The organism is Rhodoferax aquaticus, from assembly GCF_006974105.1.
GTDB classification, from domain to species: Bacteria; Pseudomonadota; Gammaproteobacteria; order Burkholderiales; family Burkholderiaceae_C; genus Allorhodoferax; species Allorhodoferax aquaticus_A.
This window is the reverse complement of the sequence record NZ_CP036282.1, coordinates 4,508,695-4,530,793: the sequence shown is the minus strand read 5'-3', so window position 1 is coordinate 4,530,793 and position 22,099 is coordinate 4,508,695. Positions and strand designations below refer to the sequence as shown.

Here is a 22,099-nt window from a genome sequence, read left to right as displayed (position 1 = left end):
CTCATGTTGATTAGCCCTCCCTTCTTAAAGTCCGGCACCCCGCAAGACAACAACCCAAACATTCAATTGGCGTTCACGGGTCAGTACCCGGTTACGTCCCACCTGGAATGGCACAACGGCCAGCACCTGATTGCACCGCAAGAAAACAGCAGCTATGTTGAAGTGCGCGCTATTGCTGACGGCAAAGTGATTTACCTCAGCCCACCCGATGCCCAGCCCAGCTCCGACAAAGACCACCCCCAAAACTACGCCGCCTTTGGCAGTGGCCCGGAGTGGACTGATAAAGGCATGCTCATCTTGGAGCACACCACCGAAATCGGCGCCAGTGGCAATACGCCCACTGCCATTACCTACTACAGCGTGTACGCCCATCTCAGTGCGATCAACAAAAGCCTCAAAGCAGGCGACAAGGTGTACCGCAAAGACAGCCTAGGCAAGCCCGGCCACATCTATGCCCAGCCTGGGCACATGCACTTTGAGATTTGTTTGAACGACGACAACCTCAAAAAGCTGCTCGGGCAAGACCCCTCCACCTGGCCCAACGCGGATGCCGCCCCCAGCAAAGATGGCCGCACCGATGCGGTGTTCGGCAGCACCTACATCTACCTGCCACAGAGCACACCGGTACAAAGCACGGTGCCCACCCAGCACCTGCAAAGCGCAGCCGCGCAAACCTTGGGCACAGCCCAATGGGTGCAAATCAGCTACGCAGGCAATGCAACGCTTACCAGCTACACGGTGCAGGGCGCGCCTATCGGCAGCCCGCGCAGCGACACAGAAGCCGAATACAAGCTGTACCAGGAAGCTAACACCCGCCACAACAGCCTGCCAGCGGCAGACAAGGCCAGCAGCAGCCCCAGCGGCTGGTACGAACTCTTGCGCTTTGGGCGCAACCTAGGCTGGGGGGATGCAGCCACCGACAAAGACCCGCTACCCACTAACGCAGCCCACTGGAGAAAGATAGTGACACCCGCAGGCGAGGTGTGGGCAGACCTGAACGCCACTGGCAGCTACAAATTCAGCGATGCAGACTTCCCATCGGTGCTAGGCTGGAATTGCATAGGCGATGACACCCGCACCACCGACCAGCGCTGTGACAGTGCCAAACTCAAGACCCTTCTGACGAGCGAGATAGAAGGGGCGCAGGCCAAGCAAGAGGCACGGGCCAAGCCCACACGCCTGTTTGAGCAAACCAGCAAAGCGGCGATTGCGCACAAGCTGCGCAAAGCCATCTGCAAGTTCCCCACGGAGTTTGACCAAGGCGACTTTGAAGCGCGCTATGGGCACATCAAGGAGGAGGACTACTTCAAGAGCGACGCTACCGGGGAGAACTGGAAAAAGCTGTCAGCACACATCAAGGCGCTGACCATGACGGACTTGCCGCAAGCCTACAAGGATGCGCAGTGGCATTTGCATCCCTTGGAGTTCATTGAGCAGATGCGTAGGTGTGGCTGGTTGAGTAAGAGTGAGTTCACACAACTGCTGCCCAGTTATGCGGTGCGTAGCGGGCAATGGAAAGATACCCAAGGTGGCAGGCATCCGGGAGTGTTTTGGGAGAAAGTCAACGTTTCCGATCAAAACTTAGAAAGTGGGTTGATCGCCAACCACCGCATCCCGATGAATCGCACCCTGCGCAAGTACGGCATCCACACTCCTCTGCGCATGGCCAGCTTCTTTGGCAACGCAGTACAGGAGTCGAACTGGTTGAGTAGCTTGCAAGAGAATGCGGGAAGTAGCCTGTGGTACGAGCCGTGGTTCGGACGAGGCTTTTTGCAACTGACATCGCCGGGTAACTACTTTGCATACTGGCGCTGGCGCGGTCGTAAGCTTGACGTGGCCTTGGACACCCAGCTCAAGAACACCTATGACGACATGTACAAGAACACGGCCAAACGAGCACAGAAGCTGCTCGATGATGCGTACTTCCCCCAGGTGACACAAGAAATCAAAGACTGGCGTTCGCAAGTGAACGGTGGTGCTAGGTCTGAGTTGCCCGAAGAAAAGTTAGCACCCTCAGACAGCGCGGGCTTCTATTGGGCAGCACTGATGATCAAGCATGCCGACGGCCAGCACGTACTGGAGCGCCGCAGTGTTGCCATCGTGGACAGCAACGGCCAGTCCAAGGGCGACAAGGTGTACTACCGCAGCCCCACGTTCTGGAAAGTCTCGGCCTCGGTCAACTTGCCGGGTGCGGTGGATAACATCAACTACGCCGGAATTAACGGCTTTGATGCCCGTTGCAGTGCCTACGGCGTGGCGCTGGCGGTGTTGACGGAGATGAGGTTTGCAAGTGGTACTGGCATAGCGTTGGACTACCCAGAGGGATATATACCGAGGCGGGCGCAATGAAGTACGTACTTGCAATAGCTTCTTTGGTGCTAGCCCCAACACTGTGGGCTGGAAATGCAAATCTACTGCCATTGATAAAAGTGACTGCAAGAGTTGATGCAGGTTGCCATGTCGGTATGGAATTACCCGACTTGACTCCCCTTAATGGCGGGCTATCAAGATTGTTCAAAGGTGGGTTCACCATTGGCGATCCACTTCCTAGAAGATGGCGGACCATGTTGAATGAACTGGAATTCAATTTAACCTGCTATGACAAAGATGATCCGGATGCCGATGGGGCACCTACCAACTACTCTGGGGCCCGGTATGAAAAGTCAAAGAAGATCTGGGTCAAGGATTTAGAGCGGTGGTTTAACTCATGGAATCCAACCCCTGAAGAGCGCGTTATTGGCGACAAGGCAACTCGCGTTGTCAATATCCAGGCTGCTAACTCACGAGGTTACGTGCAACTCACGGACGACACTACGGGAGAGGAAGGCGGGCGACGCCGAAACATGAGCTTTTGCTTGTTTCACCCACCCAAAGCGCTGTGTGGCTACGGTACTGTGGCTTATCTGGCTGACGGCCCAAAAGGTGACCTGACCCCCTACGCGCTAGAGATGATTCGCAGCATTGAATTCCTGAACGATGTTGCAACCGAAGCAGCGGGCAAATAAGTGGTGCAAGCGATTGCATCGAGCTCAGCAGTGCTCGTCTATCCCACTAATCGCAAACACACCACACCGCACACAACTGCGGCTAAGCGGGGGCGATTAATGCAAGCTGCTTTATTTAGGCCCAAAAGGCCGATAGCGACCGTGGAATTTGCGCTAGCCGCTATCAAAAAAGGAGCTTCTGAGAATAGGAAAGTCCTCATCAGTGTCTCCGCACTCGTGCAAGTAATCCCACGGCAGCGCGTCTACAACGTGTTCGCGTACCTGAGCCACATCTATGCCCAGCCTGGGCACATGCACTTTGAGATTTGTTTGAACGACGAAAACCTCAAAAAGCTGCTCGGGCAAGACCCCTCCACCTGGCCTAACGCGGATGCCGCCCCCAGCAAAGATGGCCGCACCGATGCGGTGTTCGGCAGCACCTACATCTACCTGCCACAGAGCACACCGGTACAAAGCACGGTGCCCACCCAGCACCTGCAAAGCGCAGCCGCGCAAACCTTGGGCACAGCCCAATGGGTGCAAATCAGCTACGCAGGCAATGCAACGCTTACCAGCTACACGGTGGAGGGCGCGCCTATCGGCAGCCCGCGCAGCGACACAGAAGCCGAATACAAGCTGTACCAGGAGGCCAACACCCGCCACAACAGCCTGCCAGCGGCATACAAGGCCAGCAGCAGCCCCAGCGGCTGGTACGAACTCTTGCGCTTTGGGCGCAACCTAGGCTGGGGGGATGCAGCCACCGACAAAGACCCGCTACCCACTAACGCAGCCCACTGGAGAAAGATAGTGACACCCGCAGGCGAGGTGTGGGCAGACCTGAACGCCGCAGGCAGCTGCAAATTCAGCGATGCAGACTTCCCATCGGTGCTAGGCTGGAATTGCATCGGCGATGACACCCGCACCACCGACCAGCGCTGTGACAGTGCCAAACTCAAGACCCTTCTGACGAGCGAGATAGAAGGGGCGCAGGCCAAGCAAGAGGCACGGGCCAAGCCCACACGCCTGTTTGAGCAAACCAGCAAAGCGGCGATTGCGCACAAGCTGCGCAAAGCCATCTGCAAGTTCCCCACGGAGTTTGACCAAGGCGACTTTGAAGCGCGCTATGGGCACATCAAGGAAGAGGACTACTTCAAGAGCGACGCTACCGGGGAGAACTGGAAAAAGCTGTCAGCACACATCAAGGCGCTGACCATGACGGACTTGCCGCAAGCCTACAAGGATGCGCAGTGGCATTTGCATCCCTTGGAGTTCATTGAGCAGATGCGTAGGTGTGGGTGGTTGAGTAAGAGCGAGCTAAAGCAGATGGTGCCCATGAAGGTCATACGGCACCAGAAATACAAAGCCAATGCATCCAGCCCGTTGGAGCATCGCTATCACTGGGAGCCTTTGAACTTCACGCCAGCAAGCGCTTTGATTGATGCGCAGGCTGATCCGCTCAATCGCATGATGCGCAAATTTGGCATCACGTCGCCCAAGCGACAGGCTTCGTTCTTCGGCAATGCGATTCAGGAAACCGCTTGGCTGAGCGCCTTGCAGGAAGGTAGCCCAACGGGCTACTGGTACGCGCCATGGTTTGGGCGTGGTTTCTTGCAGCTGACGCATGCGAGTAACTACATTGACTACTGGCAGTGGATTGGGCGTAGTGTTCCTGAGTCATTGAAAGCGGCTCTCCAAGCCGCAGCCAAACAGGCCCACAGCGCCAATAGCAATGCGGGTTTGCAAGACCCTCACTTTCCGGCATTGACTCAGGAAATGAAGGGGTGGCGCGATGACGTGAATGACAGGCGTTTAGCTGACGCCGCCAACAGCGCCGGCTTTTATTGGGCGATGAAGGACGCCAATCGCAATGCGGACGGTGCGCATGTGCTGGAACGTCAAACGGTAGCGCAGTACGCCGCACCTCACGCTACGCTGAGCTACTACCGCAGCGTTTCATTCTGGGAGGCGTGCGCCAAGGTCAATTTACCGGGAGCGGTCAATACGCCCTGGAGCTTGAGCCTGAATGGCTTTGTGGACAGGTGTTGTGCTTATACGCAGGTGCTGATGGTGGTCAGCGAGATGCAATTCCCCACCGCAAGCGGCACCTCGCTTCTGCCTGAAACCATGACACCACGGAGGGTCTGAATATGCGTTTAGCAACTGTCAGTGCGATTGTTTTCAATGTGCTTTGCGTACATATCTGCTGGGCGGATGCAGGTGTTTCCCGGGCTGCTGCACCGATAGTGCAAGCAAAGGTCGGCGACTGTCGTTTCAAGTATCAAGATTTGTATAACGGGTTTCGTGAGGACCGTCTGTCCTATCGGGGTATGAATCCTTTCTATCCCAGTGTCACCATGATGCTGAACTTTGATTGCCGCCCCTTTGCAGAGTCAGACAACGGCAAACCTGCGCAGTCCTATGCCTACATGGACATCGACAAAGATGTGAACAACGGTGCCATGCGTGACCCTGTGTCCGGTAAATGGGTGATCCATCCCATCGAAGTTGGCCCTGCGGATGAAGCATTCATCGATAACCCTGTGCAGGCCAAGTTGCTTGCAAAGTCGCGTTTTGGGGGGCAACTTGATGCGGTTAACGCCACCGGGTATTACCGCGTGGAGAACGTCACCATAGGCGAGGAGACGCGGCGTGAGCGCATGTTTTCAGCGTGTCTGATGCGTACCCCGGTGGTGCTGTGTGCAAGTACTACAAATGCCGGTGCGCTAAGAGAACCTAAAAAGAGTTTGGTGCCCTATCTCATCAAGTTGTTGCAAACCGTGGAGTTTGTGGATTAGTTGTGCCTTTTCGCCATCAGAACGTCTGACTTGAGCGCGGATGCGTGTCATGCAAGCTGACTTTTACAAGAAAAAAGGGCGATCACGCACGTTGGATGTGCCTGAACAGCTATCAAAAAAAGAGCGACTTCAGTGAGCAAACCCCTGATCGCCGGCCCCTTGATTGAGAGCACCACCGCAGGCAGCACGCACCAGCACCGCCAGGCGCACCATGCCATCAGCGCGGGTGGGCATGTGAGCACGTCTACCGTCAAGAGTTGGCTCTTGAGTGCCAAAGAAGCCATCAAGCTGTTTGCTTACGGCAAAGGCAAGAAAGACCCCAAGCACAGCGGCATCAAACTCGTAAGCGCCAAAGCAGACATTGACATCCAAGCCCTGCAAAAGAGCGTGAACCTGCTCTCCAAGCTGGACATCACCGTCACCGCCAACCGGGTCAGCATCATGGCCAAAGAGCGGCTGGTCATCAACGGCGGCGGCAGCCAAACGGTGTGGAGTGCAGCCGGCATCCACAGCCAAACAGCCGGCAGCCATGTGGCGCATGCGGCCTATCACGGGCTGGCACCGGGCAAGGCGGGGAGTGTGAGCATGCCGAGTTTGCCGTTTGTGCCGGAGAACTTGCCCAAGCCGTACAGCATTCAAATCAACGCAGTGGGAAAAGTGGGGGTGGTGGGCAGTCAGACCAAAGCGGCAGCGCTTCCAAAGTTCAGGGCCTACAACGACACAGGCGAACTTCTTGCGCAAGGTTTTTTAGACAGCAAAGGCAACACGCCACCCATCTACTCGGACAAACCAGAAACCGTGCGCGTGGTATTGGGTGATGGTCCATGGGGCAAAAGTGCTGACGTCAAACACGCATAAAGAGAACACGCATGACAACTGAAACACCAACTGTTCCTAGCACCGAAGCGGCGGTCACCGCTCCCACGACCGCCATCAACTTCTTGGGTTTGGATGGACTGCCCATCGCCCATCTGGATGTGCTGATTAAAGTGGGCGAGCAGGAATATCAAAAAACTACGGACGCTGACGGAGGCTTGCCACTTCTTTGGTCATGGCCTGAAACACCTATTGAGATTTCCGTCAAGCGCATGGACGGCAGCTACAAGCTGATTGACAGTTGCACGACCAGCAGCGCGGATGCCTGTTGGACCTACACCAGCCCGGCCGTGGTCTTGGAAGCGAAAACCCAGCTCCACGCGGGCGAGCCGGGAGAGATAGAGGCGCAGATTCCGCGCTTTGAGCCGGAAGATGCTGGCGTAGTCAGCAAAGAGCCCGCAGAACCTGCAGCACCCGCCGATTCGGAGCCCGCAGTCAGCCCCAGCTACCGTGATGAGGGGCGCAATCAACCAGCGCCAATTGCAGCCGCCACCAACATGGCTGCTGTGCCCAAACCCGTGAGCAAAAAGCTGCCTGACCCCCAACGTGCCGCAGCGCCTAAGACAGGCGCATCGGCCCCGCTTGCCACCGGTCGCAACCGCAAGGGCGAGCCAGTAGCTGTCTATACAGAAAAGTCGCGCGACTGGTGGGGCCGCTGGCTCATGAGCACCTTGCATCTGTTTGGGCTTGGTGATGTGAATGCGGCACAAGCAAGGCCATCAAGTCCAGCGGCCAAGGCGGGTGGCGCATCCGGCAAACAAGGGGCATCCAAAGCAGCGCCCGCAGCAGGTGCCTCCAGCGCCATTGCAACCTTCGATACAACGGTGGCCTACAGCGGCAGCATGAGCGAGCAAGTGAAGCACTTGATAGAGATTGCCACCGAGCAAACGGCCTATGAAATCACCGGTGGCACGCACAATTTTTTGGCCAAAGAGAAAAACGGTACCAAGAAGTTGCAGGACTACCCGGTCAAAGGAAGTGACAAAGCAAAAGGCTATTGCTATGCCTACGTCAAGATTGCGCTCATGCGGGCCAACGTCATCCACACAGCGCCGGGCAACGAGGCCGCCAGCGATGCAGGGGCTGAACTGCTGAGCCGTGGGTTTATGGACGTGACCGACTCGGTGCCCGACCCGCGCTGGGCCGCTGCGGGCGATGTGATTGTGTATGCCTGGTCCGCCCAAACCCTAGAAAAAGAGCGTCGTAACGACGCGTTTGCAAAGAAGGTCAAGGAATACAAGACCCAAGGGAAGAAAATTGACTTTAAGTTGGCAGATGTGTCACCTGCAGAGAGCAATAAACCCAACTTTGGGCATATTGATATACGTAGCTACGACGGGTATATCAGCGACCATATTCCTCCAAAGAGCGTTAAAGACCCCAGTCCCGGTGAACCTAATTGGCTTCGCTACAACCCCCACCCGCGCATTTACCGCAAGGTCTATGACCCCATGCCCACTCTGCGCATCTTGGCGTTTTTGCGTTGCTTGCGCGAATATGAAGGCCAAGAAGAGCCGGATGACACCAAGCGATTCAACATGCTGTTTGCAGCCCTGCCTAACAACCCCGGTTCACGGCGCTTTGTCTCCTACAAAACCCACCCCTGGGAGGGCAACGGCAATTCTGAGAAAGGCTCTACCGCTGCGGGTGCGTACCAAATTCTGTACGGTACCTGGAAGGAGAAGTTTGATCTCGGCTTGATTGTTGTGCCTGCAGGCAAAGACAAATTCAGCCCCGAGATACAGCACCGCATTGCCGTCATGAAACTGTATGACCGGGGGGCGTTGAACTTCATCCGAAAGGGGGACATCGAGAAGGCCATTACCGACACCACCTTGCCCGGCGAGTGGAGTAGTCTGCCCGGTGGCAAGCACAACGCGAAACGCAAAACAGCAGAAGGCAAACCTATGGATTTGGCTTACGTTATGGGTTTGTTTAACCAGTATTTGGACGAAGAGAAACGAAAGGCGAACCTGAAATGAAGTTATCTATCAAGGCTTTGCGTGGCCTCGCTGCGTGTGTGTTGGGTCTGATGCTCACCCACGGATGGGCGGCCACGCTGACGGAGGATCAGAAGGCGGTCAAGCAGCTCATGACGAAGATGTATTCGTACTCCATTAACAATTTTGAGTACGCTGAATACAACGGAAAATATGACCTGAGTCGATTGTGCAAGTTGCAATCTCAGTTTTTTGATGCGTCTTTATTGGTTTCGCAAGATAAAAAGAAACCATGCCAAAAAAGTGGACGTTACACAGTTGGTAGCAGCGAACTCCTACGTGATATGCAGGACACCGCCCTACCCACCAAAATCGCTACCCCAGTGGTTGAGGGCGATGTAGCCGCTGTCGAAGTCATCACGGATTTGCGTCATTTACCGCTGCCAGAGGGAAGGGGGCGCATCGTATGGTTTTTGAATAAAACCCCAGTGGGTTGGCGCATTGTCAATAGCCTAGATTTTGAAAACTGGCCCATTAAAGATGGCAAGTGCTGGGGGGACTTCGGCAGCCCCCCAACCCCATGGCAAAAGCAGTTTGAAGCGCCGCAATGCAAGCCTGGGTTTGTTGATAAACAAATTCATTAGCCTCAAACACATACCGTTCCGGGCGTTGCTGCGCCCAAGCGGAGGCGACTCATGCAAGCTGCTTTATTCAAGCAGCGGATTCAAGTACGCAGTGCAACGTTTTAGAAACGGGTTGGGCCAAGAGTGAATAGGATGCACTTTTGTGACCGGCCAGTCTCAATCGTTGCACCATGACCTATACACACTTGGTCCAAGAAAGAGCCACAGCGCGACAGAGGCAGCGTCGCAACGCCCGCCAGTTCGATCCACAGCAGTGGCAGCTCGTTGAGCTGTATCTGCGCTTGAGCCTCTCACCCCAGCAAGTCAGTGACTGCCTACCTACTCAATCACCGGCCGCGCAAATGCCTAGGCTACCGTACCCCACATGAGGTCTTCTACAACCTACCCGTAAGACCTCTTACCCTGCATTCCGTTGCACTTTGTACTTGAATCCACCTCCAAAAGTGCCACTGACGCCCATGGATATTGCGTAAGAAGCTATATAAACCATAGCAAATGCCGTTTGTGCAGAGTTTTCCTCTGTGGTTTTGTACAGTACCATTGCGCTATGGCCAAAGACAAATCTATCTATGTGTGCTCCGAATGCGGGGGCACCAGTCCTAAATGGTTGGGCAAGTGCCCTAGCTGCAATGCGTGGAACACGCTGGTGGAATCGGTGGCGCAGTCGGATGCGCCTACCAAAAACCGCTTTGCCTCCTTGGCCAAGACGGCAGAAATTGCGGTGCTGTCAGACATTGAAGCCTCAGACGTAGAGCGCACGCCCACAGGCCACGAAGAGTTGGACCGTGTGCTGGGCGGCGGCATGGTCGAAGGCGGGGTGGTGCTCATTGGCGGCGACCCCGGCATTGGCAAGTCCACCTTGCTCTTGCAAGCTTTGGACTCGCTGCAACGCTCGGGCAAAAACACCTTGTACGTGACGGGCGAAGAAAGTGGCGCGCAGGTGGCCTTGCGCTCGCGCCGCTTGGGGCTGGACCACTCCCAGGTCAAGGTGCTGGCCGAGATTCAGCTTGAGAAAATTCTGGCCACGCTAGACGCCACCCAGCCCGATGTGGCGGTGATTGACTCCATCCAAACCGTGTACTCCGACCAGCTCACCAGTGCGCCGGGTTCGGTCGCGCAGGTGCGGGAATGTGCGGCGCACCTCACGCGTGCGGCCAAGTCCAGCGGCACGGCCATTGTGCTGGTGGGCCATGTCACCAAAGAAGGCGCCTTGGCCGGCCCGCGCGTGCTAGAGCACATGGTGGACACCGTGCTGTACTTTGAAGGCGACACCCACAGCCAGTTCCGGCTGGTGCGCGCCATCAAAAACCGCTTTGGCGCAGTGAACGAAATCGGCGTGTTCGCCATGACCGAAAAAGGCCTCAAAGGTGTGAGCAACCCCAGCGCTATCTTCTTGAGCCAACACGCCGAGCCCGTGCCCGGCAGCTGCGTGATGGTCACCTTAGAGGGCACGCGCCCCATGCTGGTCGAAATTCAGGCCTTGGTAGACAGTGGCGGCCCCTCTCCCCGGCGCTTGTCGGTGGGGCTGGACAAAGACCGCTTGGCCATGCTCTTGGCCGTGTTGCACCGCCATGCGGGCGTGGCGTGTATGGACCAAGACGTGTTTGTGAACGCCGTGGGCGGCGTGCGCATTACCGAGCCAGCGGCCGATTTGGCCGTCATGCTGTCCATCACCTCGTCCCTGCGCGGCAAGCCATTGCCCAAGGGCTTTATTGCCTTTGGCGAAGTGGGGCTGGCTGGCGAAGTGCGGCCTGCCCCGCGTGGGCAAGAGCGGCTCAAAGAAGCGGCCAAGCTGGGCTTTAGCGTGGCCATCGTGCCCAAGGCCAACGCGCCCAAAAAGCCCATTGAGGGCCTGACCATTCACCCCGTGGAGCGGGTAGAACAAGCCATGGAAGTAGTGCGCGGCCTGCTCTAGCGCGCGTGAGAGAGTTTGAATGTTGAACGCACACGATTTGTTTGCCCTGGGCGCAGCCGCCTGCTGGGCCATGGGCGCCATGCTGTCGGTAGAGCCCTCGCGCCACTTGGGCGCATTTGCCTTTACTCGGCTGCGCATGTTGTTGGTCTCAATCATGCTGTGGAGCGTGGTGGCCTACACCGGGGGCTGGCGCACCTTGCCGCTGGAGTCGGTGGGGTGGGTGGGCTTGAGCGGCTTGGTCGGCATCTTTGTGGGCGACACGGCCATGTTTGCGGCCATGAACCGCTTGGGGCCAAGACGCTCTGGCGTGCTCTTTGCCACCCACGCGGTGTTCAGCGCCCTGCTCGGCTTTTGGCTGCTCAATGAACGCATGAGTGTGCAGGCCACGATTGGCGCGGGCCTCACCGTGGCAGGCGTGATGTCGGCCATTGTGCTGGGGCGGCGCAAAGAAGAAACCCACGACTGGGAGGCCGACCGTGGCCACGTAGGCGCAGGCGTGGCCTTAGGGCTACTTGCCGCGTTTTGCCAGGCCTTGAGCTCCTTGCTCGTCAAACCCGTGCTGCAAGGCGCGGTGGACCCGGTGGCCGCATCCGCGGTGCGCGTGTCGGTGGCGTGCGCGGCGCAGTTTGTGTTGCTGTGGAGTGGCTTTGCCGCCTCTAGGCCGCAGGCCGCGCCCACCCTGCGCGTGGTGGGGCTCACCGCCATCAACGGCTTCTTGGCCATGGGCGTGGGCATGACGCTGGTGCTCTTGGCCCTCAAGGGCGGCGACTTGGGCATGGTGGCCGTGCTGTCCTCGGTGTCGCCGGTGTTGGTCTTGCCCCTGCTGTGGCTGCGCGTGGGCCGCCCGCCCGCACCCGGCGCATGGCTAGGCGCAGCGCTCACCGTGCTGGGCACTGCGCTGGTGTTGCTGCGGTAAGGGCGGGGGCGCACCCAAAGCCAGCTGCGCAACGCATATACGCACGTAGCTGTCACTCTGTTGCGGATGGTGCAAGCTATATATTTGATAGCTGCTTGCTCATATATGATGGGCGCTAGAACGTTGTTTGGGTTACTTTGTAGAGGGAAAATCGACGTTGCAGTACTTGTCTAGTCTTCTGTTACCTGGTAACCTGGTTGTGTAGTAGGTTGACGTGTATGCACTCGCCAAGCATTGGTTGGAGAAATTCGGCACCCTAAGTGCATCAAAATAAATGAGCAAGCTCCTGAACCTATGTTCAGTTGAGTCAAATAAGCATGAGTTACAAAGTCATTGATCTGTTTGCAGGCCCCGGCGGCCTTGGCGAAGGTTTCGCCTCACTAAATGGTGGAAAAGCCTTTGAAATCGTAGTTTCGGCAGAAATGGAAGAGAGCGCTCACAAGACATTAACTTTGCGCAGCTACTTTCGACATGCGAAGCGTGGACAGGACCGCAATGCACTCAGTGCCTATTACGACTTTTGCCATTCATCTTCCGCCCCTCATCCAAAAGACGTTGCCCCTGACCTTTGGGCCAAAGCTACATCTGAAGCGCGGCAACTTACCCTAGGTAGCCAAGCTGGTAACGAAGAACTAGACAAAATTATTGCGGCAGCCAAACTCTCTTCAGACAAGACAGTGGTAATTGGCGGCCCGCCATGCCAAGCCTATTCGCTGGTGGGTAGAGCTCGGAATCTCGGCAAGGCAAACTACAAAGCCGAGGATGATCACCGGCACTTTTTGTACAAAGAGTACTTGCGGATCTTGCAAAAAGTATCGCCAGCGGTCTTTGTCATGGAAAACGTTAAAGGCATCTTGTCGTCAAAGGTGAACAACAAGCTGGTCTTTCATGACATCTTGCGTGACTTGTCCAATCCAAGCATTGCGACGCAATCAGGTGACGGCCCGGAGTACGTCATTCATTCATTGGTCACGGACACTGCTTTCAGTTATGGCATGGATCCTGAAAGCATTGATCCACGCGACTTCATCATCTATTCAGAGCGATATGGAATTCCGCAAGCGCGACATCGCGTCATTCTTTTGGGCATTCGAAAAAGCGAGTTGGGAGGGAAATCTTTTGCTCGCCTTTCTCGTGCAGATCACACAGTTACGCTAGAGCAGGCGCTTTTCAATTTGCCTAAGTTGCGTAGTAAGTTAGGGCGGTCCGACTCAGCGAGCACATGGGCCAAAACAGTCTCGGACTTGTCTGTTCGTTTGGCTCAAGAAGCACGAGATGCAGGTGAACTGCAGATGGCAACGGCACTGTCAAATCTGAAATCCCGTTTCTCTGATGAATTGGGAACAGGTGGACTTCGCATTCCACATACACAGCCAGCTGAGAACTCACAAAATAGGTATTCGGAGTGGGTGACAGATACGCAGCTTGATGTTTGGTTGAATCACGAAACGCGATCACACATGACCAGCGACTTAGGTCGCTACCTGTTTGCCTCTACCTTTGCTGATACTTTTGAGCGCTCACCTAAAGGCCATACAGACTTTGCACTACCTAGCCTTGCGCCTGCGCACGCCAACTGGGAATCAGGCAAGTTTGCTGACCGATTCAAGGTGCAGTTATACACACGGCCTAGCACTACAGTAACCAGCCACATATCTAAAGATGGGCACTACTTCATTCATCCGGATCCCTCGCAATGCCGCAGTCTCACTGTGAGAGAGGCTGCGCGATTACAGACTTTTCCTGATAACTACTTTTTCCAAGGAAACAGAACTCAGCAGTTTCATCAAGTTGGAAATGCGGTGCCTTCGCTACTGGCGAATCAAATAGCGACCATTTGCAATGACTTGCTTGCGAGTCGAAAGAAATAGACACTGGCCCACTATTCAACATACTTACCGAATTCCTTTGGTAGAACTCTTTTCATTTGGGATGCCAACATTTCCTCAGTGTCGAAGGTTAGGTCGAGTCGTTGCAACGCAATAGCTAGTCTCCTGACACTACCAAGACCAGTCCGTTCACCAGGGTTGCGGTCTTTTGGCTTTTTGGGTTTTGATGAGGCGCCGCGCTTTAAGACCCCATTCTTGATATACAACTCACTAGCAGTCTGAAAAAAACCCTTGTTGTGCGCGATTGATTGCCTAGACGCAAGTTGTTCAGTCATATCGCCGAACGTATGCATTGGTGTACTCAAGCAAATCTCAGCGCTTTCGCCGTGTATGAACACCAGTTCATAAGGAGTGCGTACGGCATGCCGATAGGCAAGTGACCCCGTCGACCCCTTGCGCTTCACAATGTAATGCTCACTACGACGTATGCCCTTGGCCGTTAACTGGTTGAAATAGACTAACGCTAACCATGCCCAGAAGCCATCTGAATCTGAGGACATAAGTGAATGGAAATCTGCGCTTGCAAACCATTCATTTAGCTTGCTGCCGAACTCTAGGCGCGACGCGAACAGTAGGTCGGGATCAATTTGCAAGTCAGCAAACTCATCCAAATAGGCGTTGTCGGCCAATAGTGCCGATGCAGTCTCGCCTTCGGGATGTTCTAACCATTTCTCAAATACCGCGATACCTGCTGAATTAAGTGACTTAGTTTTGATCACTGCTTGCCCCCTTTAGTAAGTTTGCTTGCAACGTGGTGGCAAATCGACTGCGAGTGCAAAAACGATCAACTACGTCATCACACCAATTTGATGATTTTTCCGCATCGTCGAAGCTAGGCGGTCTTGACGCGCCAATCGCATCCAGCCACTTTGCCCATGGATGCCATGGACTGTCATCGTCGTCTAAGTCAGCTGGGTCTTCCGCAATTTTTTGCATTACTTGGCGAAGTGCTTCAGGAAGCACTAATGAAGAAAATGGTAAAAAATTCTCCGCTCCTGCAGCACTCGGAAACACGACAGAATTGAACTGCAAAATGGGTCCGTCGTCAGTAATCAGCAGTCGCCAAACACGTTCACCAAGATGTGCTGATTCCATTGGGAGCAAGCTTTCGCTTTGTGATTCGTCTCGTGCCCTCAAGTTCTCAACTGAACCGACAAGTTTCGGACTGCCTTCTTCATGCAAAAGTATTCGAAATCGCAATGGATGAGATAAATCTAAATTTGCAATTGCATGTGGTTCGCGAGAAAAGCTATCAGTCGTTCCCAACTCGAAACGCGCGCTTGTGTTGCCGGCACGAGCGATCACGACGACTTTCAGCCGCTCTTTGAACTCGGTTTTTGATAGGTCCAAGCGCTCCAAAGAAAAGGCCTGGCGGTTGCCGATGTCGGAAATAGCTAGGGTGACTTTACTTCGATCGATTTCTCGAAGACCCGTTGGATTACTCCGCGCTGATAGTCGTGCCATTGGTTTTTTCCGTGTAGTTCAAGCGGGCCCGCAGTCGGATGTTTGCGTCAAAACCTGGAACCTCTAACGCGAACTCTGGGTCAACTATCGAAAACCGAATGCGATTCTCCTTTCGGTCAATTAGAGTTATTCCAGCACTTTCAATCTTGTGCGCTTTGGTGTCCGCCAAATCAAAGTCAAATGGGTCATAGGCTTTGAAGGGATCTTGGTCCAGTCCTTCATACGCAAGTTCAAGTGAGCACTCAATGGGCAAATCACTAACGTGTGGTGCAGCTGTGCCATTGGACTTTACGATCACGAAGTCAGGACCAGTGTGAATTTTGAATGGCTTACGAACAGACACTTCTGTTGGTGGAGTGTCACTTGGATTTCTATCGCCATGTTTTGGCCCCCCTGGTGACTTTGGCTTGCCGTCCTCTGCGGGTTTGGAGAAATGCCTCGCCAGCGCTCGAATATCTCTTTTGACTACTCCGTTTGAAACGAGAGCCAAAATTCTCGGTGCGGCGTTCCTTACTGCGCGAAGTGTCGCTTGGGGATTTGAATAAACCTCCGCTAAGCGTGGTCTGCTCCCATTCCATTTGAGGTGGGTTGGCTCTTCAGCGTCCGCAAGAAAAGCGGAGAGATCATTATTCAAGACAAGAGTGAGGCCGCGTGACTTTTGCAGATAAGAACTGCCGACCAAATGGCTTTCTGAGCCAATCAGTAAGTCGCGCCTGACGTAGGCTTCTTCAGTACGGTCTAGATCCTCTGGTACTTCAAGATGTACGTCGAAAGAAGTTTGAATTACTTCGCCCTTTTTGGGCCGAACACTCACCGGGCATCGCACAGAAATTCTTTCGCCGGTTTCCATTCGAGCTCGGAGTTTTGTCAAGACGCCTTCTTCAAATGCATCATCCTTCAAGGACGGTGTCTTATCCCACCCGGGTTTCAATTGAGGGAGGTCAACGCCCAATTTTTCATCCTCAATGACGGCGCGTACTAGGGCTCGGAACCCTTGACTGAAACTTGATTTCTTTTCTTTTGCGGCTTTGTCTGGCAGCACTCGCATGGCGATTTCTTCAACGTTATCCGCACCAATTGACTCGCCGTTCAGCGTCACTTCAAGGTTTCCCTTGGCAATGGGATAGTAGAACTCCGTGATGACTGTTGTGAGTGCGTTACCGATGTCAAAGTCAATCGGGAACGGGATTACCAAACTAAGTCCCGGTTCAAGTTTTCGGGTTAGATGAAAGGCGTTGGAAAACCTCGTGATTTCATTGCTGTTGACCACAGGCAGAGGTTGTTCAATGCCGGTACCCCAAAATGAATGTCTTGAATACTTTGAATCGTTGTAGGGATAGACACGGCGAAATGCACTGCGCCCCATTAAAAGTGTCTTGCCGTCTGACTTGCGAATAGTCATGCCGAATACAGACCGCGCTGCGCCGACGCGGTAATAAGTGATCTTGCCTTGGCCGGCTCTGCCATTGCTGCCAGTAGCCGACTTCGCTCCTTCTCCTTCTCGAAACCAAAATGCGTTCCAGTTTTCGCCAGGACCATCAGCGTTTGGGTTTTTCCATTGCCCTTCTAATCCTGTTGTGCCAAAGTCTTCGATGACGAGTACCGAGGCTACGGAAATCGGTGGCAGCGGGTCAGCGTCAGAGGCAAGTAGTCGCTCCCTAAACTCCTTGCTCATGAGATCGCTGAGGTACCCCACGTCGAACTCGCCGGGCTTAAGAACATTCACGCAAACCTTTACCGGGCCGGTGTTGTCTAGTGAGCGCGCATCCAAAGGATTTTGAAGCGCTTCACGAATCAAAATTTCTAAGTTACTGCGCTCTTCCTGCGCAAAGTTGTCCTCCGACAGGTCTCTTCCTTGGACTTGAAATGGTGATGTTTGTGGGAACACCCAGTTTGTTGTCATTCGCCCTCCCTTGTTTATTCTTTAAAGTGTGAAAACAGAATCCTCGTCACCGTCGTCGCCTCTAAAGCGAGCCTTAAGCGCATCCATTTCTCGTTGCAAAGCGCGAATCACTTTCTTTGCATCAGCGTCGTCATATTTGTAGTTGCGCTTGTTTGCTAAGTTGCCGATGAGTCGAAGGTCTTTGATGGTACGGGTGACTCGCTTGTTGGCTAGTTCAACAAACTTTTCCCTAGCATCTCGCTTATCCGATTCAGTCACCATTTTCTTCCTACGCAATTCAAAGGGGATCCCTGATCTACCAGATCTCTTTGGATCGTTTTTTAATGCCTTAATTCTTCTACAAATTAGAAATGTAGTCAAGTTTATTGTTCATGTATTCAAAAATAGGTGCCATAGAAGATGGTTTTTAGCGATATCTATGCGAAATAAATCTTTGTTCGCGTTCCAGCGGAGGGATGTTTGAGCTAGACCTAGGCGCAACATGTAAGACGTTGATTTGCGCTCTACCGACTGCTTCTCCGCGAACTCCGTGCTGAGCGCGCACTGATGTCGCTGCGCTAAGCGCGCGCCAGGCCAGAGTTGCCTCGCCAACACCGCCCCGATAATCGGCGCACTTCAAGCCCACGGTGGCTTTTGTTTTTTGAATCTTTGTGGACGTGTCTCGCATGACCTCTTTTGCGCAAACCCCTTTTGAAGCTGGCAACGGCAACCAAACCACCACCTGGGCTCCTTGTATTGCTTGGTATGAGGCCTTGGCCCTGCAATACCCCACGGTGTTGCGCTTTTTCGAGATTGGCCGCTCTGACGGGGGCTGGCCGATCCACGCAGGCGTCATCAGCGCGGACGGGGTGCTCGACCATGCCACCTTGAAGGCGCAAGGGCGTCCCGTGTTCTTCAACAACAACGGCATTCACCCCGGCGAGCCTGAAGGCATTGACGCTTGCATGGCCTTGGTGCGCGACCTGTGTACCCAGCCAGAGCGCTTGGCCGCTTTGGGGCGCACGGTGTTTTTGTTCATTCCTATCTACAACGTAGACGGTTGCCACAACCGGCAAGCCACCTCGCGCGTGAACCAAGTGGGGCCTGAGGCCTTTGGCTTTCGGGCCAATGCGCGCAACCTAGACCTGAACCGCGACTTTTTGAAATGCGACAGCCTGAGCGCCCAAGTGTTCAACCGCTTCTTTACGGAGTGGGACCCCGATGTGATGGTGGACACGCACACCTCTAACGGGGCGGACTACCAGTACACCATGACCCTGATCCAAACCCAGGCCGACAAGCTGGGGGGCGGCTTGGGTGCCCTGCTGCGCGACACCATGCAGCCCGCTATTTTTAGCGCCATGCAAGCCCGTGGGTGGCCGACCTGCCCCTACGTCAACCCGCGCAAGGACACGCCCGACGACGGCATCGTGGACTTTTTGGAGGTGCCGCGTTTTTCTACCGGCTATGCGGCGCTGCACCACACCATTGGTTTTATGCCCGAGACCCACATGCTCAAGCCCTATGCGGACCGCTTGGCGTCTATGCGCGCCTTGGTAGAGGTGGTGCTGGAGTTCACGGTAGAGCACAGCGAGCAGATTCAAACACTGCGCGCCCAAGCCAAGCAGGCGGCGGCCACGCAGACCGACTGGCCGGTGCAGTGGCAGGTGAACTGGGACAAGCCCACGCCGTTTCGCTTCAAGGGTTACCAAGCCGTGCGCAGCCCTAGCCGCTTAGGGCTTTACCAGCGCCTGAGCTACGACCGCAGCCAGCCTTGGGAGCGTGACATTGACTACTTCAACCACTTTGCGGTGCAAACCCGCGTGCGCACCCCGCGCGCCTATCTGGTGCCGCAGGCGTGGCGTGAGGCGGTGGAGCGCTTGCAGTGGAACCGCGTAGAAATGCAGCGTGTGGATGCCGACCAGCTGCTGCAAGTGCAGGTGTACCGCATCCGCGCGGTGGAGCCCCGCGCCACGCCGTATGAGGGCCATATGTTTCACGACACGGTGGAGCTCACGCGCCATGTGGAGACGGTGCAAGCCTATGCCGGTGACTGGGTGGTGCCACTGGCCCAAGCCCGCGCACGCTATGCGGTGGAGACCCTAGAGCCTGAGGCACACGACAGCTTTTTCCGCTGGGGCTTTTTCAACAGTGTGTTGGAAAAGAAGGAGACCTTTTCTGACTACGTGTTTGAAGACACCGCACTGGAGATGCTAGAGGCCGAGCCCGGCCTGCGGGACGCATTGGAGGCGTGGAAGCAAGCCAACCCTGAAGCCTGCGGCGACGCGCAGGCCGTGCTGCAATTCATCTTTGCCCACGGCCAGCGTTTCCATGAGCCGGAGTGGATGCGTTACCCCGTGTTTGGCCTTGTGTAAGGCACCTAAACGTGCCTTTTTTCACGGACCTGTAACAAAGGGATAGTCCAATCGCGGTCTCTGTTGGATGGATGGCGATCATGAGACTACAAAAAACTGAAAAAGCACGTTTGGAATTGCAGCCCGGTGGTCGCACTCTAGGGCAGCGCGAGCGCACGCTCTTGCTGCTGGCGGATGGGCAAAAAACCATCCACGACGTGAGCCCGTATTTTGATGGTCAGGTCGAGCAGCTGGTCACCCGCTTGGTGAGCGAGGGCTATCTAGAGGGCATTGCGCTCAACCGCCCCTTGGGTTCCACCAAACCCGCGTCCCCGAGCAAACCAGCGCCTACATCGTCGTCCAGCTCCAGCAGCAAGCGTTCCGAGAGCAGTAAGCGGTTTGAAGATAGCAAACGCTTTGAAGACAGCAAGCCGGCACCCGAACCTGTGGCGGCGCCCGCCAAGTCTGCGGCTGACACGTTTGAGGGCAAGCGCTCCTTGGCCACCACCCGCATGTTTTTGTTTGACCTGTGTGAGCGCATGTTCGCGCGCCGTGCCCCCGAGCAGGCTGACGGCTTTCGCGAAGCATTGCGCAATGCCAAAGACCGCGATTCCATGCTGGCAGTAAGCCGTGACATGCTGACCGAGATTGAAAAAGTTGCCGGCCATGAGCGTGCTGACTCCATCAGCGAACGCATTGCCATGCTGCTGCCTGTTGAGGGCTGAGCAGGCGTTCGGGGCCGCGTGCCCATTTAAGAATCACTTAATCTAGGCTTTCTACAGTTCACTCCAACCAGGAGTGACTATGCAAGCAAGTTGGCAATCCACACTGCGGGGCGTGTGCCTCGCCAGTGGCCTTTCCCTAGGGTTGTGGGCGAGCGCCCACGCCACCACACCCGCAGACCAGTTAGCCGCCTACAGCGCGCAGGTAGGCGCAGCTGCGAACCCTGCGCGCGGCCAGCAGTTTTTCACCAGCAAACACGGCAAAGACTGGGCATGTGCTTCATGCCACACCGCCGTGCCCACGGTAGACGGCAAGCACGCAAGCACGGGCAAGGTCATTGGCCCACTGGCGCCCGCATTCAACCCCGAGCGCTTTACGGACACCGCCAAAACCGAGAAGTGGTTCCGCCGCAACTGCAACGACGTGGTCGGGCGTGAATGCACGGCGGGCGAAAAGGCCGATGTGTTGGCGTGGCTGACGTCGCTCAAGCGCTAAAGCAGCCCGTTCATTCGTCGCGACTACGAGGAGAAATTCATGAACTTATTCAGTCAATCAGCCATGCGCCACGCCTGTCTGTGGGTCTTGCTGGGAAGCGGCTTGGCCTTGGGCACCGCCCATGCGCAAACCGCAGGCAGCGCCCAAGCAGCCGCCAAATACCGCCAAGAGTGCGCGGCCTGCCACATCGCCTACCCGCCCGGCATGATGCCTGCGGCTTCGTGGCAAAAGCTCATGTCAGGGCTTACCAAGCACTACGGCGCAGATGCGTCGCTCGATGACGCTACGGTGCGCGAGCTCAGCACCTGGCTGGGTGCCAATGCAGGCACCTACCGCCGCGTGAGCGAGGAGCCGCCGCAAAACCGCATTACCCAAACCGCCTGGTTCTTGCGCAAACACCGCGAGGGCGAGGTGCCTGCCGACGTGTGGAAGCGTGCCTCGGTGCGCAGCGCATCCAACTGCATGGCCTGCCATGCCGGTGCCGACAAAGGCATTTTTAACGAAGACGCAGTACGGATTCCCAAATGACAGCCGCTACTACTTCAAGCCAATCGATCCGGGTGTGGGATGCGCCGGTGCGCGTGTTCCACTGGCTCATGGTGCTGAGCTTTGCGGGGGCTTACATCACGTCTGAGTCAGAGCGCTGGCGTTTGGTGCACATCAGCCTAGGCTACACCTTGGGGGGCTTGGTGGCATTCCGGCTGGTGTGGGGCTTGGTGGGCACCCGCTATGCGCGCTTTGCCAGCTTTGTACGCGGTCCGCAGGCGGTGGTGCAGTACGTGCGCAGCCTTGGCAGCGCTGAGCCTGAGCACCATGTGGGTCACAACCCGGCGGGCGCTTTGGCCATTGTGCTGATGCTGGTCAGCAGCGTGGTCATTGTTGCCACTGGCTGGGCGTTGTACAACGATGTGGGTCCAGAGGGCTTAGACGGCATCCATGAAGCAGCGGCCAACACCCTGTTGTTTTTGGTGGGGGTGCATGTGGCAGGTGTGGTGGTGGCCAGTTGGCTGCACCATGAAAACTTGGTGCGGGCGATGGTCACTGGGCGCAAAATGGGCACGCCGAGCCAAGGCATTGCCCGCGTGTGGGGCTCCTTGGCAGCGGTTGTACTGGCCTGTGTGCTGGGTTTTTGGGGGTGGCAGTGGCAACACGCACCCAGCGCCGATGCCGCGCAAACCAGCAGCACCGCCAGTGGGAAACAGAGTAGCGAAGACGATTAGTT

19 protein-coding genes are annotated in these 22,099 nt (G+C 55.7%); 15 read left to right on the top strand and 4 right to left on the bottom strand.

All coding sequences use genetic code 11. The annotated features are described in order from the left end of the window. Nucleotides 1-3: 3 nt before the first annotated feature. From EXZ61_RS20900 to EXZ61_RS20855, 10 genes are all read left to right on the top strand, one after another. Nucleotides 4-2,349: a M23 family metallopeptidase gene (locus EXZ61_RS20900; RefSeq protein ID WP_142813852.1), complete on the top strand. Its 2,346-nt coding sequence runs from the start codon at nt 4-6 to the stop codon at nt 2,347-2,349. Then, nucleotides 2,346-3,005, top strand: coding sequence for a hypothetical protein (locus EXZ61_RS20895; protein WP_142813851.1), 660 nt, complete (start codon nt 2,346-2,348; stop codon nt 3,003-3,005). The genes EXZ61_RS20900 and EXZ61_RS20895 overlap by 4 nt, the downstream gene beginning before the upstream one ends. Nucleotides 3,006-3,221: 216 nt before the next feature. Further along, the gene (locus EXZ61_RS20890) at nt 3,222-5,129 is read left to right on the top strand and encodes a hypothetical protein (protein WP_142813850.1); all 1,908 of its coding nucleotides are present in this window, start codon (nt 3,222-3,224) and stop codon (nt 5,127-5,129) included. Nucleotides 5,130-5,311: 182 nt separating this feature from the next. Next, on the top strand, nt 5,312-5,779 hold the full coding sequence (locus EXZ61_RS20885) for a hypothetical protein (protein ID WP_142813849.1): 468 nt from the start codon (nt 5,312-5,314) through the stop codon (nt 5,777-5,779). A gap of 132 nt (nt 5,780-5,911) precedes the next feature. Continuing rightward, nucleotides 5,912-6,637: a DUF2345 domain-containing protein gene (locus EXZ61_RS20880; protein WP_168224845.1), complete on the top strand. Its 726-nt coding sequence runs from the start codon at nt 5,912-5,914 to the stop codon at nt 6,635-6,637. A gap of 11 nt (nt 6,638-6,648) precedes the next feature. After that, nucleotides 6,649-8,637, top strand: a complete 1,989-nt coding sequence (locus EXZ61_RS20875; protein ID WP_142813847.1) for a hypothetical protein — start codon at nt 6,649-6,651, stop codon at nt 8,635-8,637. Continuing rightward, nucleotides 8,634-9,239 (top strand): hypothetical protein, encoded by a 606-nt coding sequence (locus EXZ61_RS20870; protein ID WP_142813846.1) that lies wholly within the window; start codon nt 8,634-8,636, stop codon nt 9,237-9,239. The genes EXZ61_RS20875 and EXZ61_RS20870 overlap by 4 nt, the downstream gene beginning before the upstream one ends. A gap of 547 nt (nt 9,240-9,786) precedes the next feature. After that, nucleotides 9,787-11,154 (top strand): DNA repair protein RadA, encoded by a 1,368-nt coding sequence (gene radA / locus EXZ61_RS20865; RefSeq protein WP_142813845.1) that lies wholly within the window; start codon nt 9,787-9,789, stop codon nt 11,152-11,154. Between the two features lie 19 nt (nt 11,155-11,173). Continuing rightward, entirely contained in the window at nt 11,174-12,070 is an 897-nt protein-coding gene (locus EXZ61_RS20860; protein WP_142813844.1) for a DMT family transporter, read from the top strand. 317 nt (nt 12,071-12,387) lie between these two features. Continuing rightward, nucleotides 12,388-13,941, top strand: a complete 1,554-nt coding sequence (locus tag EXZ61_RS20855; protein WP_142813843.1) for a DNA cytosine methyltransferase — start codon at nt 12,388-12,390, stop codon at nt 13,939-13,941. An 11-nt stretch (nt 13,942-13,952) separates the two neighbouring features. Here the strand turns inward: EXZ61_RS20855 and EXZ61_RS20850 are convergent, their stop codons facing one another. From EXZ61_RS20850 to EXZ61_RS20835, 4 genes are read right to left on the bottom strand one after another with little or no spacing between them, the layout of a single operon-like run. Beyond that, nucleotides 13,953-14,678, bottom strand: a complete 726-nt coding sequence (locus tag EXZ61_RS20850) for a hypothetical protein (protein WP_142813842.1) — start codon at nt 14,676-14,678, stop codon at nt 13,953-13,955. Continuing rightward, nucleotides 14,665-15,423: a hypothetical protein gene (locus EXZ61_RS20845; protein ID WP_142813841.1), complete on the bottom strand. Its 759-nt coding sequence runs from the start codon at nt 15,421-15,423 to the stop codon at nt 14,665-14,667. The genes EXZ61_RS20850 and EXZ61_RS20845 overlap by 14 nt, the downstream gene beginning before the upstream one ends. Continuing rightward, nucleotides 15,398-17,326, bottom strand: a complete 1,929-nt coding sequence (locus EXZ61_RS20840) for a hypothetical protein (RefSeq protein ID WP_142813840.1) — start codon at nt 17,324-17,326, stop codon at nt 15,398-15,400. Before EXZ61_RS20840 ends, EXZ61_RS20845 begins: the two co-directional genes overlap by 26 nt. Nucleotides 17,327-17,347: 21 nt before the next feature. Beyond that, nucleotides 17,348-17,587 carry a hypothetical protein gene (locus EXZ61_RS20835; RefSeq protein ID WP_142813839.1) on the bottom strand — a complete coding sequence of 80 codons (240 nt, stop codon included), beginning with the start codon at nt 17,585-17,587 and terminating at the stop codon, nt 17,348-17,350. Between the two features lie 404 nt (nt 17,588-17,991). Between EXZ61_RS20835 and EXZ61_RS20830 the strand changes: the two genes are divergently transcribed. The 5 genes from EXZ61_RS20830 (at nt 17,992) to EXZ61_RS20810 (ending at nt 22,097) form a co-directional block, all read left to right on the top strand. Then, nucleotides 17,992-19,680: a M14 family zinc carboxypeptidase gene (locus tag EXZ61_RS20830; protein ID WP_142813838.1), complete on the top strand. Its 1,689-nt coding sequence runs from the start codon at nt 17,992-17,994 to the stop codon at nt 19,678-19,680. An 80-nt stretch (nt 19,681-19,760) separates the two neighbouring features. Further along, nucleotides 19,761-20,384 carry a hypothetical protein gene (locus tag EXZ61_RS20825; RefSeq protein WP_142813837.1) on the top strand — a complete coding sequence of 208 codons (624 nt, stop codon included), beginning with the start codon at nt 19,761-19,763 and terminating at the stop codon, nt 20,382-20,384. Nucleotides 20,385-20,463: 79 nt separating this feature from the next. Continuing rightward, nucleotides 20,464-20,877 carry a DUF1924 domain-containing protein gene (locus EXZ61_RS20820; protein WP_142813836.1) on the top strand — a complete coding sequence of 138 codons (414 nt, stop codon included), beginning with the start codon at nt 20,464-20,466 and terminating at the stop codon, nt 20,875-20,877. A gap of 39 nt (nt 20,878-20,916) precedes the next feature. Continuing rightward, on the top strand, nt 20,917-21,405 hold the full coding sequence (locus EXZ61_RS20815; RefSeq protein ID WP_142813835.1) for a diheme cytochrome c: 489 nt from the start codon (nt 20,917-20,919) through the stop codon (nt 21,403-21,405). Continuing rightward, a complete protein-coding gene (locus tag EXZ61_RS20810; protein WP_142813834.1) occupies nt 21,402-22,097 on the top strand; it encodes a cytochrome b/b6 domain-containing protein in 696 nt (231 codons plus the stop codon). The genes EXZ61_RS20815 and EXZ61_RS20810 overlap by 4 nt, the downstream gene beginning before the upstream one ends. Nucleotides 22,098-22,099 lie beyond the last annotated feature (2 nt).